The organism is Coleofasciculus sp. G1-WW12-02 (genome assembly GCF_040219735.1).
In the GTDB taxonomy this organism is placed as follows: domain Bacteria; phylum Cyanobacteriota; class Cyanobacteriia; order Cyanobacteriales; family Coleofasciculaceae; genus Coleofasciculus.
On record NZ_JAVJRX010000029.1, the window covers coordinates 36,701 to 51,297 of the forward strand.

The window sequence follows — 14,597 nt, forward strand, 5'->3', positions numbered from 1 at the left end:
TCTGAACGAAATCTAGATTCAGGCTAAATTATTCATTTTTGTTTTATAATTTTAACACCTAATATATATATATGTTGATTTTGGGGTAAATAAGACTTTGGATAATTTGTAATATTGAGTTTACTTAACATCCGGATAGAAGCAAGTGAATGTGTAAAGGTTAGTGAAAATTAACATCTGTCCAAGCACCCCATTCAGTAACACAGTAACATGAGCAATAGCGAGACTCCCCTTCGGCATAGTAAACCTCTCCGGTTATCGATTTTGACTCAATTTTACCCCCCTGATTATGCAGCAACCGGACAGCTTATCGAAGAACTTGCCGTTGAGTTGGGAAAACAAGGTTTGTTTGTGCGAGTATTTACTGGACAGCCCGGTTATGCCTTTCACAGCCACTCAGCACCAGCGCGGGAGTATTTCCAGCAGCTTGTGATTCAGCGATCGCGGGCGACTCGGATTTGGTCGAAGCGTATTCGCGGCAAAGCGCTGAATGGACTCATCTTTTGTCTGCGGGCGGGACTTCATTTACTCAAAACCAGTAGTCGCGGGGATGTACTCTTGTTAACCACAGCTCCTCCATTTTTACCGATTCTGGGGTATTTTGCCAACAAGTTATTTGGACTCCCCTATGTTTGTTTGATCTACGATTTATATCCGGATGTTGCCGTCGAACTCAATGTTTTTTCCCGTCGCCACTGGTTAGTTAAACTCTGGAATAGGGTGAACTGCCATATATGGAAACAGGCGCAACAAATTGTAGTGTTGAGTCCTTCGATGAAAAATCGCGTCGCCGACAAATGTCCCCAACTGAAGGAGAAAATTACCGTTATTCATAATTGGGCAGATGCCAATTGGATTGTACCGATTGCCAAACAGGATAACTGGTTTGCTCAGACGTTCAATCTGGTCGATCGGTTTACGGTGCTCTATTCTGGGAACATGGGTCGCTGTCATGATGTGGAGACTATTTTAGAAGCGGCTCAACTGTTACAACATGACTCAATTCTGTTTGTTTTCATTGGCAATGGCGCTAAACGGGAAGCCTTTGAAGCCCGAACTCGTCAGCTTGGTTTAACGAATTGCCGCTTTTTACCCTATCAGGATAAACAAAATCTACCCTATTCTCTCACTGCAGGCGATTTATCCTTGGTCAGTATTAGTCCAGGGATGGAAGGTTTAGTCGCCCCTAGCAAACTTTACGCCGCCTTAGCCGCAGGGCGTCCAATCGCCGCGATTTGTGAGTCCCAGTCTTATTTACAGGCGCTGATTGCAGAGGCTGAATGTGGTGCGGCTTTCAGTAATGGTGATGCGATTGGTTTGGCAGATTTTATTCGCCGCTTGTCCACAGATGAATTGTTAGTCAAGCGTATGGGTGAAGCCGGTCGTCGGTATTTACAATCTAATTTTACCCCGGATCGGATTGCACGAGAGTATTACAAGTTATTGCACCAGTCTATCGTATCAGATTTTGCACCAAGCCTCAATGGAAGGGATGGGAGAAAAGGGCGTGAAACGAATACATTGCAGGAACAATAGTCTGTCCGGGGTGTGGGGTGGGGAGTCACTGAAAGCACAAAATGTTCAAGTCGGTTGGGCACTTGCGATCGCGAAACCCAACCGACTCTGCCTAAGTTGAATGGTACTCAAAAGCGTGCATTTGGGAATCGCCGAAACCCTATACCGTAGGGTGGGCACTGCCCACCAGCCTTAAGCTGAAGTTCCCCTTTGACCTGAAGTTCCCCCCATACAGATGTACTGCATCAAGGCGAACGCCTTATACCGTAATGGTTTTAACGCTCAAGCCCCTCAAAAATTGTACCCATGTAGCACTTGCCAAAATACCGTGATCGGTATTTTGGCAATATGATAAGAGCTCGGTTGAAACCCACGCTACATCAAGGTTTCAGCGATTGTACTAGAGTTTATTTCTTGTGGCTGCGTTATTGAAATTTTTTTCGATGAGACGAATAGAGAGCAGGATTTCTGCCAGGGTTCGCTGGAAAGCATAATACCAGCCATGCCAGCCATCTAGAATGCCTTTGTTGAGGATCAGGCAATAGAATAGGATGACGAAAGGGGCGAGGATTTTTTGCCGCCGGATGCGATCGCCGAAGCTGAGTTCGCTAAGAGGGGTTTTCAGGATTTTCTGGTTTTCAATGAGCATGTAGCGATCTTGCGCCCATAACCAGCGGCTTAGAGGTTTGCGATCGTCGTGGTAGATATAGGAGTTGAGTGTACCTGAGTTGCCTCTGACGTGAAGTAGCTGGGTATGTCCGTCATCAAGATAGATAGATTTCTTCCGTCGGAATAGAACTTGTCGAGGCGGAAGCAATGTTCCGCGCAGTGGCTTGCCAAATACGCAATATTTGAACCGGACGAAGTAGCCATCTATGGGAGAATTGTTGGCAAGAGATTCAATTTCGGCAATCAGTTCGTCGGTGAGAACATAATCGGCATCGAGGGAGAGTATCCATTCCGTTTTGACTTGTGACAAGCCGTAGTTCCACTGGTTGTGATGGGTGTCAAACTGCCGCTGAAAAACTTGGGTTTGCGGATAGGATTTTACAATATCCAGGGTTTCATCAGTACTGTAGCTGTCGATAACGACGATTTGCTTTGCCCAAGTAAGTTTTGCCAGAGTGCGATTGATATTAGGGGCTTCATTAAAGGTAAGGATAAGAGGTGTTATTTGTTCAAGCATAAGCCTGAGTTTAATGTTAAAATATTTGAACTTAACTATTCACTGGAGAGCTGGAACAGAGCATTGATTTCCAAAGATATGGGCATCTGCCAGAGAATGTAAATTTAATACTTGTGTGACCTTCTTCCCTTAATAGTTCAGTTAGAGTTTTTGGCGAGAAAAACTTAATATGACCACCATCCCAAAGAGTGGTAAAATGCCTATCCATTTTTCCGGAAAGAGCTAGAACCAGATTTTTAAAATAGCCGTGATAAGGAGTGGTAATAATTAAAGTCCCATTTGGCTTCAAACATTTATTAGCAGCTCTAACAAGTTCTCTCGGATAAAATAAATGTTCAATGACTTCGCAGGAAATAACACTATCAAATGAGTTACCCAACTTAGCATAAGGTAAATTGTAAATACTCCCCTGGATAAATTGGCAATCTGGGAAACTAGAACGAGCAAATGTCACACCAGACTCAGATTCTTCAACACCAACGACTTCATAACCTTGTTGTGCAATTAGATTAGTCAGACTGCCATTTCCACAGCCGATATCTAATACACGTAGCTTTTGTTGGTTGAATTGTTTTGCCTGAGAGAGTATTTTTAGGAGTGGATCGATCAGATAGGCATGATGATGCCCTGAACAATTATCTTGATAAGCATAGTTGTATTGGCTAATGGTGGTTTCCATTGATAAATTGGTACTCCATTAGTAGAAAGCAGGGACAGGATAGTTTTTAATGATGGCGGTATAAACCGCAATCAAATTTAAGGCAATGCCATCCCAGGTGTATTGTTCGAGAATCAGTTGACGGGCGCGGTTTCCCATGACTTTAGTTTCTTGTCTATGGTTGAGCAACTGTTTCATAGCAGAAGAGATCGCCGCCACATCCAGTTCTGCTACATAGCCGAGTTGATGCTGTTTGACCACAGAAGCTAGGGCAACACCAGGAGTAACTAAAACAGGTAGTCCTACAGCTAACGCTTCCAGCACAACAACCCCAAAGTTTTCCGAGTGAGATGTCAGAGCAAACACATCCGATCCTTGCAGTAATAAGTCTTTCATCTCTCCTGTCACAAATCCGGAACGATATGTGCGCTTATCGATGCCAGCAGCAATTAAAAGAGCATCAATTTCAGCTTCATACTCGGAAGAACCACTACCAGCCAGTACAAAAGTAAAGCGTTGATCTGCCAGTTTCCCCAAAGCAGGAATCAGATACTCTAATCCCTTTTTGGGGTGTAGGCGAGAGATGAATAAAATGACCGGCTCATCTTCAGGAATGTTCAGCCGCTGCCGTAGCTGATAGCGAGCATCTGGTAAGAAAGTAGGTACAGATAAACCATGCGGGAGAATAAAACTTGGCGGCTTGAGATTTAACTCAGATGCTTCTCGCTGTTCCTGTTGAGAGGTGAAATGAAGCGCTTGACTATGTTGTAGATTGGCACGTTCTATTAAATTGAGGTAAATTTGCTTTTTGCCAGCGCTTTGTTGCAATGACCATTGACAAAGTTGTCCTAGGGGTCGAACAATGTAGGGAATGCCTCTGAGACGGGCAATCACCATTGCTGCTGTTGAAGCATAGGAAAAAATGGCATGGATATGTAAGAGGTCATACTCGGTAACATGCTGCCATAGCCATGCAGTGAGTTGACAGGAAAAGGCGAATTCTCTAACAGATTCAATAGTTGGGGAAAAACGAGTAAAAAACCAAACAGGAACTTGTTGGTACTCGATCCGCTGCTGTAAGGGGACATTGAGTAAATCGGAGCCATTGTCGTTGGTTGTGGCAATCTCAGCATCAATACCCTGTGTACACAATGCCTTGACCATTGCCAAAACAGCTTGACTGGGACCACCTCGTACTGGTGCTACTGAAGGAATGACATGGAGAACTCTCACAATTCAGCTCCAATTGGAGAATTTTTGATTATTTCGGCAAGATTTTTTTTGAAGCGTTCAAAGCCAAAAGTATCGATGACTTTTTGACGTAAAGCTTCTGGTTTATAGATCAGGGAATTAGGATAAGTTCCTTGCAAAATCTGAATCAGAGTTTGGGCAATTTCCCCAACATCATCAGGATCGACCAAAGCTCCCAACTCACCCTGACACAGAGCATCAATCGCGCCATCTTGATTACCGCCTAGCGTTGGTTTACCACAGGCTAAAGCTTCTAGGTAAACAATGCCAAACCCTTCTAGTTTGCTAGGCATGGCAAAAACATCACAGAGATTGTAATAATCGCATAGCTGATCATCAGGAACAAACCCAGCTAAGGTGACACAATCTTGCAGTCCCAGTTGAGCAATTAATTGTTCGATGCGAGGTTGATCCTTCCCTTTACCAACAATTATGTAATGAACATTAGGAATCGCTTGACGGATTTGAGGGAGTGCCTCCAGAATTTGATCGTATCCCTTATGTCGCTTTGCTTCAGCTAGGCGTGCAACAGTTAGGATAATTGCTTGTTCGGCTTTGAAGTTGTATTGTTCTAGTAAATAAGCAGGTTTGGCAGCTATCTGGAAGTGACTGGCATCAACTGTGTTAGGTAAAATTGAAATTTTGCTCGGAGCGAGGTTTTGTTCTTTCAGGAGGCGATTACGGGTGTAGGAACTGACAGCAAGAATGCGATCGGCGTGATGCAATGCAGTCTGTAAGGCGGGGCGTTCTATATCCCAAGCTTCTATACCATGAGCCACTGTCCAGTAAGGAATGCCAGTAAGTTTTTTCAACCAATAGGCAGCAACTGTGAAATTGAGATGAGTAGATATCACCAAACTCGGTCGTTTCCAAAGTCCGATGCCTACCAACTGGGCAGCAAAAATAGGCGTTCTTACAGGTAAAGACCAATTACCACTAAAGTGAAATCGGGTATGGGCTAAAAAAGAAAACTCAGGTAAGGAGTGATTATCATGCTTGAGAAAAACATCATAATTACTCTGAGGATATAAACTCTGTAATGCCTCTAACAAGAACGCTGAGTAGACTTGAATGCCTCCCTTAAATTCAAATATATCTGGTAACCAAAGGTGAAAAGAAGTAGAGTGAGGTATATTTTTCATCATGAATATAGTAACTTGACTGACTGACTCCTTTGATGCTCGACAATTTCCCGTACCCGACTGCTCAATTTCTGGCGATATAAATCCCAAGTCAGTTGTTCGGCTTTCCGGCGAGCAGCTTGCCCCATTTCGGCTAATTCTTGGGGATGGCGATAACACCATTCAAGTTTTTCTTTGAGGGCTTCCACATCTCGAATGGGTACGATAAAGCCCTCTATCCCATGGGTGAGGATATCAGGAGCAGCGGTGTTAAGTGTGGTAATAACTGGAATGCCGCAAGCCATTGCTTCTAGCAGAACCAGACCAAAGCCTTCGACTAAAGAAGGAAAGACAAGAACACTACCAGAACTGTAGTATTGATTCAATGAAGCATGGGGTACGGAGGGGACATGGCGAAACAAATCCTGGTATTGATCTAGCCAACCTTCTGGAAACTGGTTAGAGCCTACGAATAATAACTCGGCATCAGGTAATTGTAATTCCTGCCAAGCTTGCAGTAAGTAGTGAACACCTTTACGAGGTGAGACACGACCAACAAACAACGCTCGGAAATTTTTGTCAGCTTTGAGTTTCGGTTGGAAATAATCAATCGGCGCACCATAGGGAATGACAGTAATTTTTTCGGAGTTTATCCCAACATCAAGCAATGATTTTTTAGTAATCGAAGATGCCACAAATATATGGTCAGCAAGTTGCACTTCCTGTTCTTTTCGTTCAATTTTCCAAGCTGGTTCTTTGGTGGCTAATAATGCGGGAGCTAAATCAGGGAAGCGTTCAGCTTCTTGAATTTGAATATCTCGACTCAGGTGATAGAAGATAATCGCTAAATCGTACAAGCAGAGGATGCCCTGCTGTTTGGCGGTTTGGAACGTTGTGGCGGCTTCATCTTCGTAGGCGTAGACAGCATCAATATTTTGAAGATGATGCTTGGCAGCGTGACGATCTAATGAGGTATATACCCAGTCAACTAGTCCCCGACGACTCAAACCTAAATAGCGATACAAACCTGTCTGTACTAAAGCTAACCGAACAACTTCTTTGCCTATATGTGTGCGGATAATCCCTTTTTTTGAGACAGTCCATGTCCGCCGCCCCAGTTCTTGATGTAGGCAGTTTCTGATTGTCTTGGGTAGGGAGTTTAGGTATTGTGAAATAGAGCCTTTCGGATCATAAGCAATTGTTGTAATTACTTCGTAAAGCAAATCGGCTTCCGACAAAGCGATGGCAGCATTTCGAGAAAATGGACTACTGGTGGCTTGAACCATTGAAATACGCGGATAAAACATTTTCTTGCAATAGTTTTTGATATTTGTGAAAATTTTCTATCTTCTCTAAACGAGGTAATAGGAAAATGAAACTGGCAAGAAACCAGTAGTAAACTAAAAAGGTATGGTGAACAACTAGCTGACCATTGATTAGGATGGCATGGGTCAGAAAAGCAGCGAGTGCTAATTGGCGCAGGAAAGATATTTTTAGCTTCCAAAAGGTAAGTCCAAGAGCAACAATAAGAACAGTTCTAAACCCATACCAAAGAATAAAACCAATAGGACCTAATTCTAGAGCAATTCTACCCATTTCTGATTCAAACCCAACTGGAATTAATTCCCCAGATGGTAAATTTAGTGCGCCGCGTAGCGCTCCCACCGCTTGGTGTGTGGCTCCAGTGCCATAGCCATATATTTGTTTGTATTGAAAATATTCAGTTACATTAAAGCTATTTAAAATACGTTGCGACAGATTATCAGAGGAAGTCGTTCGCATCATAAAAGCATCGACAGCCGGACGAAACCCGATGTAGGCAGCTAGAAAAGACAAGATAATTGGTACAGTAAAACGCTGTAAGTAATTCTGGATAATGGAAGTTTGCTTAAGGAGCATTAAACTTAAATATCCACCTAAAAATAAAATCTCAAAAAGAACTAATCCTCGCGCTCCTGTCATAAAAGAATTGGCTGTTAGTAAAGCAATTTCTACAGTAGATACCCATTGCCACATGCGTGACTGTTTTTTTAAAACTAGGGGTAATAATATAGCAAAGCATACGGCTAGATACATGGAGTAACCACTTAGGTAAGAAAATGTTCCGGTAACCCTTACTTTGCCTGTTCCGGAAAATCCAGCCGTTGCTTCTGCACCGCCAGCATAGACATTAATGGGACTGGAAGCAGGGCTAAAGAATTGAGCCGCCCCTAAGAGGCAAACAGGAATCAATAATAAGAGGTGATAACGCAAAAATTTATATAGATCTTCCTCAGATTGAAATAAATTTGGTGTCATCCATATTAGCGGGATGTAAAACAGATAGCCCCTGAGTCCAAAAAATCCGACAATAGGCGATCCCAGGCTAGGATTAAAAGTTTGGAATAAGCACCAACCTGCAACCAGAAAGACTAACATCTTAATCCAGTCACTTTTAATCGGAACTTTTCTTTCTGAGTCTGAAAAAGCATAGTACCGAAGGTAAGCACCGATAAGTACCAGGTCTTTCAGGAAATACATCATGTCGCTCGCCTGGGGTAATACCCATTTTCGCAAAACACCTTCAAACACAAGCAGAAAAAAAACTGCCTTAATCGAGCGACGCCAGTTAAGAAATGATATGTAAACTATAACGACAACAGCTACTAGACCAATTAGAAGTTTCACTGAAGGGCTGCCTCAATCACTTGTAAATATGCCTTGGCTACTTCTGCTTGTTTGTGGCGCGATAAATGGAATTCTGCATTTCCCCTGTAAATGTCCAGTTTTTTGGGATTGCTTAATAAATCGAACAGAGTTTGAGTTAAGGCGTTAACATCTCCATTGGGAAAGGTTACTCCGCAAGAACCGATTGCATCTTTTAAGCCTCCTCCTTCTGAACCAACAACGACACAACCACAGGCAATACCTTCTAGTGCAACCACTCCAAAAGGCTCGTCATAAAGGGAAGAAACTACCATAATCTGATGTTTATTTAAGAAATTGACTAATTCTTCTCCAACTTTCGCGCCTACAAAAGTGACTTGTTCAGTAATTTCTAAATCTATAACTTGTTGACGTAGTTTTGGTTCTTCTGGTCCTTTGCCAATAATCGTTAGCTGAGGTTTTAGCTCCCACTGCTTCAGTTTACCCAAAGCCTCTAGCAATACTCCTACACCCTTTTCTGAAACGAGCCGCCCCAGAAAAACTAAGTCCTTGGTTCTGGCACTGTCAGGAATCACGCGGAATAAATTATCGCGGTAAGGATTGGGAATAACAGTAGAAGGGTATCTTAGATGATTAGCTATAGCTTGGCTAATTGAAATGGATACCGAAAATCGGACAAAAAAGTGTTTCAGGCGAACTCTCCAGCTAGAAGAATTGCCTCCGATTCCAGTTAGGGTGCCGTCAATGGATCTAATCCAGCTTTGGTGACGCACAATCCAAGGTCTAGGGATAATTAGAAGAGGCAAAGCATCCTTCAAGATAATCCCGTTATGGAAATATACGTCACACCAATGGACAAGCTTAAGAAGCTGAATAGGACTTGGTTGCCGAATCACTTCAAAAGGGAACTCCGAACTGTCGGCGGCTATATTAGTGCCGGGAATTCTGGTAATAACTTTAATGACATGTCCTAGGCGCGTAAATTCCCGAGCAAATATCTCAGCATCTGTTTCACTGCCACCCAAACTTGGATAAAATAAGCTAGAGGATATTAGAATTTTCATCATACTATTTACAATTAACTATATCTCTTAAGTAGTAGGACAAAAGTTTTAGGTGCTGTACAAAGTTTTGTCAATATAGCTTAAATCCCCTTGGGGCGAAGGTTACAAGCCGTTTTTTGCGTCTTGATTTCTGTTTATTTATGTCCGACTACTTACCAGTTAGTGAATTCCATCCTCGCTTTTTCAAGTGCTTAATGGCGCGTTTAGGTTCTTTAGTTGCAAGGTAGTTAGGTGGTTCCCACGGATGAACTAAATTGTTTGTTGGAGGTTTGAGTAGCGGTTTCCAAAATCCTTTCCAAATTCGGAATATGGTATACCCATATTCTTCCAATAACTGAGTCACAGGACTAGGATAACCACAATGATTTTCAAAGACTATATCGCGGATTCGTTGTTTACTTATTAGCTCAGTAGCGCCCTGCAAAACTTGTAGCTCGTGTCCTTCAACGTCAATTTTAACAACACCAATTTTGCCGTTTTTGTCCAAGGTTTTATCTAAAGTTGTTAAAAGAATTTTATGAGTTTTGCAATTATTTATTTCTTTGCCGACTTTTTGATATTTATCAGTTGTAATAATAGAAGATTCTCCTCTGTTTTTATTGGGGACTTCCAGTAGTCCCACACCTGATTTATTTGACAGAGCTAATTTTTGACAATAAATATGATTCCAATTATATTTATTATACCAATTGTATATATTTGATAGTAGTTCTTCATAGACTTCGCTATTGGGTTCAAAACACCAAACTTTACCTGTTTTTCCGACTCTTTTAGCCATGATACTTGTCATGTATCCAATATTTGCACCAATATCTAAAGCAGTATCCCCTGGATCAACCAACCGCCACAGTACCTCAGTGACACTCAAATCATAAATTCCTTGTGTAGAAATTGAATATCCCACTTTATCATCTGAATCTGTAGGAATTGTTAATTCTACTCCCCATGGAAGAAAAAGGTTATCAAATTGTTTTTTTGATTGGCTCGTTTTATTAAAAATACGATAATAGATTTGAAGAGATCTAAAAATATATTCTGGTCGATTCAAAAAAACGATGAATTGCTTATTCATATTATTAAAGTTTTCTAGCTTTAGGATGACAGGAGTTTCAGATTTTCTTCTGGGCGATCCCTAATAAGTTATCGCTATAACGAATCCCCTTAAGTAGTCCACCTGAAACCATTTGCCAGTGAAGCTGAGGTATTTTAGGAACACCACCCACATTAGTAAAAACAAACTCTAACTGAGAAAAACCAGTTTCATTGAGGATGCGCTGAATATCTTTGCGTAGTAGTGCAGTAATATGTGCTGGATAACAAGTATCACCAAATGCCACAAAATGACCTTGTAATAGAAGAGCCAATAAAGAGCGCCAGCTTTCATTGTTAGGCGTGCTAAAGACAAGTGTTCCACCTGGACGGAGCAATCGGAACCATTCTCTGGTAACGGCTCTAGGGTTTTCTAGATGTTCAATAACTTCAGCAGATACAATAACGTCGAACGTTTGATCGGGAATATCGATAGAATCGTTTAGATCCCAGCTCAACCATGTCACTGAGTCGTCAATTTCGACGGGACGCGGCATAATGTCAATAGCGGTGATGGAGTGGAAGCGATCAAGTGCCTGAATATGCCGAGTGAGATTACCTGTACCAGCACCAAAGTCCAGCAAGTCACCCTTGAGATTGAGTCGGATTAATGTCTGCTCAAACGTTCTGTAGATTGGATCGCTGCTAATACCCTTGCTGGCTTCAGAAGCCAGTTTACGTTTAGTTTTGAGAGCTTGACTGACACTCATGAATTGTTGTTTCTAAATTTGGGTTGCGACAAGGCTGTTAGCTGAGTGGCAAAAGTCTTAGCTTGTACTGATAAGTTATGAGTTTGATACCAGTTGTAAGCATTGTTTGCGATCGCCTGCATCTGTGTCACACTTTTCAAGTCGGTTGTCTGTTTATCCGGAAACCAGTAATGTTTTCCAGGTGCTATTCCATCAACGGGCAATGCCGTGCATTGGGCGCTAACAGGCAGCACTCCATGAGCGCAATAAGCGGCAAAAATCGTTGATTTCGCTAAGAAGTCAGTAGGATAGTCAAAGAAGCCGACTAGAGAATTGGACAAGATACTACTGATTTCTTTAGCAGACTGCTGACCCATTTCCATGATCGGCACATGGTCAATAGTTGATAAAGAGAGTTGTGTGGGTGTTCCAATATCTAAAATTTGCTCAATTTCTAGGTGTTGACAGGTATGGCTGAGTATTGACCAGGAGTTTTGATAAACGCGCAGCCGCTTTTCACGTCCGCCAAACACCACTAATTGTCGCTGACGTTCTGTCAAGGGTAAAACTCGCTCTGGTTCACCAATGTTGGAGAAGACAGGTAAGCAAGGAATAGAAGTATGCTTGCCTTGGCTCAAGTAAGTGAGGATATCGCCATAACCTTGCTTGCTGGTAAGGCAGCGATCGCTCAGTTGGACTAACTGACTAGCCAGGTTTCTTTGTAGTGGGAATAGCCAGAAAGCACTCGTCCAAGGTGGTCGTCCAGAGGCATAAACTTCATGGAACATAGTTACAATAGTTCGATGAGTGCTAGCAGTTCGCCAACGCTGTAAGCCATCAGCTAGCCAAACAGGACAGCCTCGTTTGGCATAACCATAGCCAACGTAGTGCAGCAAGACTGTGGCGGCGCGATCGCTCGGCAACAAAGATAATAAAGTATCAGCAGAATGCACTGTTACCTTGCGAACGGGAAACCCCTCGATATGAGTTGCCCCAGTCCAAGTCGGGTCACTTACAATAAAGTGTGTTTTTATACCAAAGTCTTGACGTAGCTGGCAAGCTAGATTGAGAGCGTAGTCGCCTACTCCGTCAATTGCAGGAGGGAGTCTGGGGACAAACTGGATAATGTTCATTGTACTTGCCTCAACTCTTGCAACCACTTTTGATACGTTTGCTCCAAGCGATCTACTGCTAAATCCCAACGTAAGCTCTGAACACGCTGATATCCAGCTTTCGCAATTTGTAGACGTAACGATTCATTTAATAACAGTTCTTTAACTGACTCATAAAGAAATGGTGAAACAGGCTCGTCAAGAATCAGGGCTTCCTGTCGGTGCTTAAGGTTTGCCGCAAAACCAGTTTTATTTGCTACAACTGCACAACCACAAGCCATGGCTTCTGCTGTTACTAAACCAAAACTCTCATAAACAGAAGGAACAATAAAAATAGAAATTGATTGATAGATTGTTTTTAAATCATTTTTGGATTCGACAAATGGAATAACTTCTATGCGAGAAATTATTTCTGGCGGAAACCATTTTTCTTTATCAAAGGATAAATCTACTCCAATTATCTTAAATAAACAATCAGGAAAATCAGTAAGTAACTGAGACAAATCAGTTTGAATACTTTTAATTCCTTTTCGCGCTACCCAAGACCCACAATAACCAACTATAGGTTTTCGATGAAAATCAACATTGATGTTCAAAAAGCTATCAATAAGCCCATATTCAACTAGTGCAACGTGTAATTTATCCTGATAATTTTGCTTAAGAGCATAAGATCGGTCGTACTCACTGACTGTAACGATACCATCAACCTGAGTAAATGCTTTCTCAAGTAGGATATTTTGATTGAATTGATACCATTTAGGAGGTAATCCATTTAAGGATGCAGCTCCTAAAAATTGTACCAATACTCCGCGACAATGTGTCTCTAGTCCATTTGAATGACTGACCAATAAAAATTTTCGATTTTGGATTCTCCGGAGTATTGATGCAGTAAGCCAAGATTCAGCACCGTAGAATTCAACAATATCATAGTGTTGCGTATTAAGCTTACACAAAGTAAAAAATAACATACCTAAAGCTTGCCTGTATCTTTTAGCTTTTCTTAAGAAAGAAAAAGGTTCAAAAGCATTTGGAGCAAACAAGTCTATCTCATGACCGCGATTACGCAAGCCATGTGAGAAATTTAAAATTGCATATCCTGAGCCTTGAGATTCAACTTGTGAGCAATTACTAATTGATAGTATCTTCATTTGTGTCATAATTAATGGTATTAAGAGGATCTATAACGATAGCTTTAATGCCTGAATTAATGCTTTACCAACAGTAGGAATCATAGACCAAGCCAAGCTACGAGAAATACCACGAATCTCACGTAACTCTTGAAAGGCGGCGTCTAACATAAGATGCTTGGCAAAATAATGCAAATAGGTTGCATGAACCTTAGCGTTATCCCAATACCGAGCTGGAGCAAACAGTTTTCCTTTATCTTGATCAAGAATATCAATAATTCTTTTAACCCTACTATCATAAGTATGATGTTGCATAACTAAAGAACGTGCAGCTCGACTAATTTTATTTCTTTGTAATTCAACTTTTAAATAAAACTTAACCAATTCAGGGATTTCCTCTTCTTTTTCATAGCCAATGTAATGGATTCCTTCAATGAAGCCTATTCTAGATAATTCAGTATATTTAGAGGTTATCAACAAAGCTCCTGATGCCATGACTTCAAAGCATCGCAAATTAGCATCTTCCAAATAATTATCACGACTAATATTAACAACAACTTTTGATTTATTATATATAATTGCCATCTCTTCAGGAGTGTAGTGACGGTTGATGTCATTCATCTTAAAATAATCTTTCAATCGCTCAATACAGCGACGACGCACTGAGTAGTGTTTTCCCTCAAGCCTGCCTACCCAACCCACGTCATAAATCCTTTCCGTTTCCGGTTTCATAAACAAATCAACCTCAACTGCATGAGGTAAACAAATTGCTCTTGGATGACCTGCGTTTTGAAAAAATTGCTCAAACCCTGGATGAAAGACAAAGGTATAATCAAACAACATTGACCATTTAATACGTTTATCTGTGCCACTATACGTATCAATTTGAAAACAAGCAGTTGGCACTTTAGTTTTTAATAAACCATGAGGAAGTCTGGGACTTGCTTCTGGTTGTAAAATTAACCTAGGATTTATATCATTGTAAATTAGTTTATTTATATCTTCAATTTTATTGCTGTTAAAATCGGAGATGCAAACAGTATTTGTTATCTTAGAAAATCCATTAAAGTATCCCCTTCGTTCTCTATCTAACTCATTCATATCACAAAGAAATAAAATACAATTATTATCCATTTACC

13 protein-coding genes are annotated in these 14,597 nt (G+C 41.3%); 1 reads left to right on the top strand and 12 read right to left on the bottom strand.

Translation table 11 applies throughout. The features are described 5' to 3' along the window. The first annotated feature begins 264 nt into the window (after window positions 1-264). A complete protein-coding gene (locus RID09_RS03880; protein WP_446334635.1) occupies window positions 265-1,536 on the top strand; it encodes a glycosyltransferase family 4 protein in 1,272 nt (423 codons plus the stop codon). A 379-nt stretch (window positions 1,537-1,915) separates the two neighbouring features. Here RID09_RS03880 and RID09_RS03885 read toward each other — a convergent pair whose 3' ends face one another. The 12 genes from RID09_RS03885 to RID09_RS03940 all read right to left on the bottom strand — a co-directional run bounded on the left by RID09_RS03885 (window position 1,916) and on the right by RID09_RS03940 (window position 14,559). Further along, window positions 1,916-2,701 carry a glycosyltransferase family 2 protein gene (locus RID09_RS03885; protein WP_446334636.1) on the bottom strand — a complete coding sequence of 262 codons (786 nt, stop codon included), beginning with the start codon at window positions 2,699-2,701 and terminating at the stop codon, window positions 1,916-1,918. 31 nt (window positions 2,702-2,732) lie between these two features. Then, a complete protein-coding gene (locus RID09_RS03890) occupies window positions 2,733-3,380 on the bottom strand; it encodes a class I SAM-dependent methyltransferase (protein ID WP_446334637.1) in 648 nt (215 codons plus the stop codon). 18 nt (window positions 3,381-3,398) lie between these two features. Beyond that, entirely contained in the window at window positions 3,399-4,592 is a 1,194-nt protein-coding gene (locus tag RID09_RS03895; protein ID WP_446334638.1) for a glycosyltransferase, read from the bottom strand. Next, window positions 4,589-5,752 carry a glycosyltransferase gene (locus RID09_RS03900; RefSeq protein ID WP_446334662.1) on the bottom strand — a complete coding sequence of 388 codons (1,164 nt, stop codon included), beginning with the start codon at window positions 5,750-5,752 and terminating at the stop codon, window positions 4,589-4,591. Before RID09_RS03900 ends, RID09_RS03895 begins: the two co-directional genes overlap by 4 nt. After that, window positions 5,752-7,038: a glycosyltransferase family 4 protein gene (locus RID09_RS03905; RefSeq protein ID WP_446334639.1), complete on the bottom strand. Its 1,287-nt coding sequence runs from the start codon at window positions 7,036-7,038 to the stop codon at window positions 5,752-5,754. Before RID09_RS03905 ends, RID09_RS03900 begins: the two co-directional genes overlap by 1 nt. Further along, window positions 6,998-8,398 (bottom strand): hypothetical protein, encoded by a 1,401-nt coding sequence (locus RID09_RS03910; RefSeq protein ID WP_446334640.1) that lies wholly within the window; start codon window positions 8,396-8,398, stop codon window positions 6,998-7,000. The genes RID09_RS03905 and RID09_RS03910 overlap by 41 nt, the downstream gene beginning before the upstream one ends. Further along, window positions 8,395-9,444, bottom strand: coding sequence for a glycosyltransferase family 4 protein (locus tag RID09_RS03915; RefSeq protein ID WP_446334641.1), 1,050 nt, complete (start codon window positions 9,442-9,444; stop codon window positions 8,395-8,397). Before RID09_RS03915 ends, RID09_RS03910 begins: the two co-directional genes overlap by 4 nt. Before the next feature lie 145 nt (window positions 9,445-9,589). Next, on the bottom strand, window positions 9,590-10,513 hold the full coding sequence (locus RID09_RS03920; RefSeq protein ID WP_446334642.1) for an FkbM family methyltransferase: 924 nt from the start codon (window positions 10,511-10,513) through the stop codon (window positions 9,590-9,592). A gap of 37 nt (window positions 10,514-10,550) precedes the next feature. Then, window positions 10,551-11,240: a class I SAM-dependent methyltransferase gene (locus tag RID09_RS03925; RefSeq protein WP_446334643.1), complete on the bottom strand. Its 690-nt coding sequence runs from the start codon at window positions 11,238-11,240 to the stop codon at window positions 10,551-10,553. After that, the gene (locus RID09_RS03930; protein ID WP_446334644.1) at window positions 11,237-12,352 is read right to left on the bottom strand and encodes a glycosyltransferase family 1 protein; all 1,116 of its coding nucleotides are present in this window, start codon (window positions 12,350-12,352) and stop codon (window positions 11,237-11,239) included. Before RID09_RS03930 ends, RID09_RS03925 begins: the two co-directional genes overlap by 4 nt. After that, window positions 12,349-13,488, bottom strand: coding sequence for a glycosyltransferase family 4 protein (locus RID09_RS03935; RefSeq protein WP_446334645.1), 1,140 nt, complete (start codon window positions 13,486-13,488; stop codon window positions 12,349-12,351). The genes RID09_RS03930 and RID09_RS03935 overlap by 4 nt, the downstream gene beginning before the upstream one ends. Window positions 13,489-13,509: 21 nt before the next feature. Further along, window positions 13,510-14,559 carry a glycosyltransferase family protein gene (locus RID09_RS03940; RefSeq protein ID WP_446334646.1) on the bottom strand — a complete coding sequence of 350 codons (1,050 nt, stop codon included), beginning with the start codon at window positions 14,557-14,559 and terminating at the stop codon, window positions 13,510-13,512. Window positions 14,560-14,597: the final 38 nt, after the last annotated feature.

Excerpts from the sequence above, each read along its gene's own strand:
- RID09_RS03900 (WP_446334662.1), bottom strand. The coding sequence starts at position 5,752 with ATGAAAAATATACCTCACTCTACTTCTTTTCACCTTTGGTTACCAGAT.
- RID09_RS03885 (WP_446334636.1), bottom strand. The coding sequence starts at position 2,701 with ATGCTTGAACAAATAACACCTCTTATCCTTACCTTTAATGAAGCCCCT.
- RID09_RS03915 (WP_446334641.1), bottom strand. The coding sequence starts at position 9,444 with ATGATGAAAATTCTAATATCCTCTAGCTTATTTTATCCAAGTTTGGGT.
- RID09_RS03890 (WP_446334637.1), bottom strand. The coding sequence starts at position 3,380 with ATGGAAACCACCATTAGCCAATACAACTATGCTTATCAAGATAATTGT.
- RID09_RS03925 (WP_446334643.1), bottom strand. The coding sequence starts at position 11,240 with ATGAGTGTCAGTCAAGCTCTCAAAACTAAACGTAAACTGGCTTCTGAA.
- RID09_RS03920 (WP_446334642.1), bottom strand. The coding sequence starts at position 10,513 with ATGAATAAGCAATTCATCGTTTTTTTGAATCGACCAGAATATATTTTT.
- RID09_RS03935 (WP_446334645.1), bottom strand. The coding sequence starts at position 13,488 with ATGACACAAATGAAGATACTATCAATTAGTAATTGCTCACAAGTTGAA.
- RID09_RS03930 (WP_446334644.1), bottom strand. The coding sequence starts at position 12,352 with ATGAACATTATCCAGTTTGTCCCCAGACTCCCTCCTGCAATTGACGGA.
- RID09_RS03940 (WP_446334646.1), bottom strand. The coding sequence starts at position 14,559 with ATGAATGAGTTAGATAGAGAACGAAGGGGATACTTTAATGGATTTTCT.
- RID09_RS03905 (WP_446334639.1), bottom strand. The coding sequence starts at position 7,038 with ATGTTTTATCCGCGTATTTCAATGGTTCAAGCCACCAGTAGTCCATTT.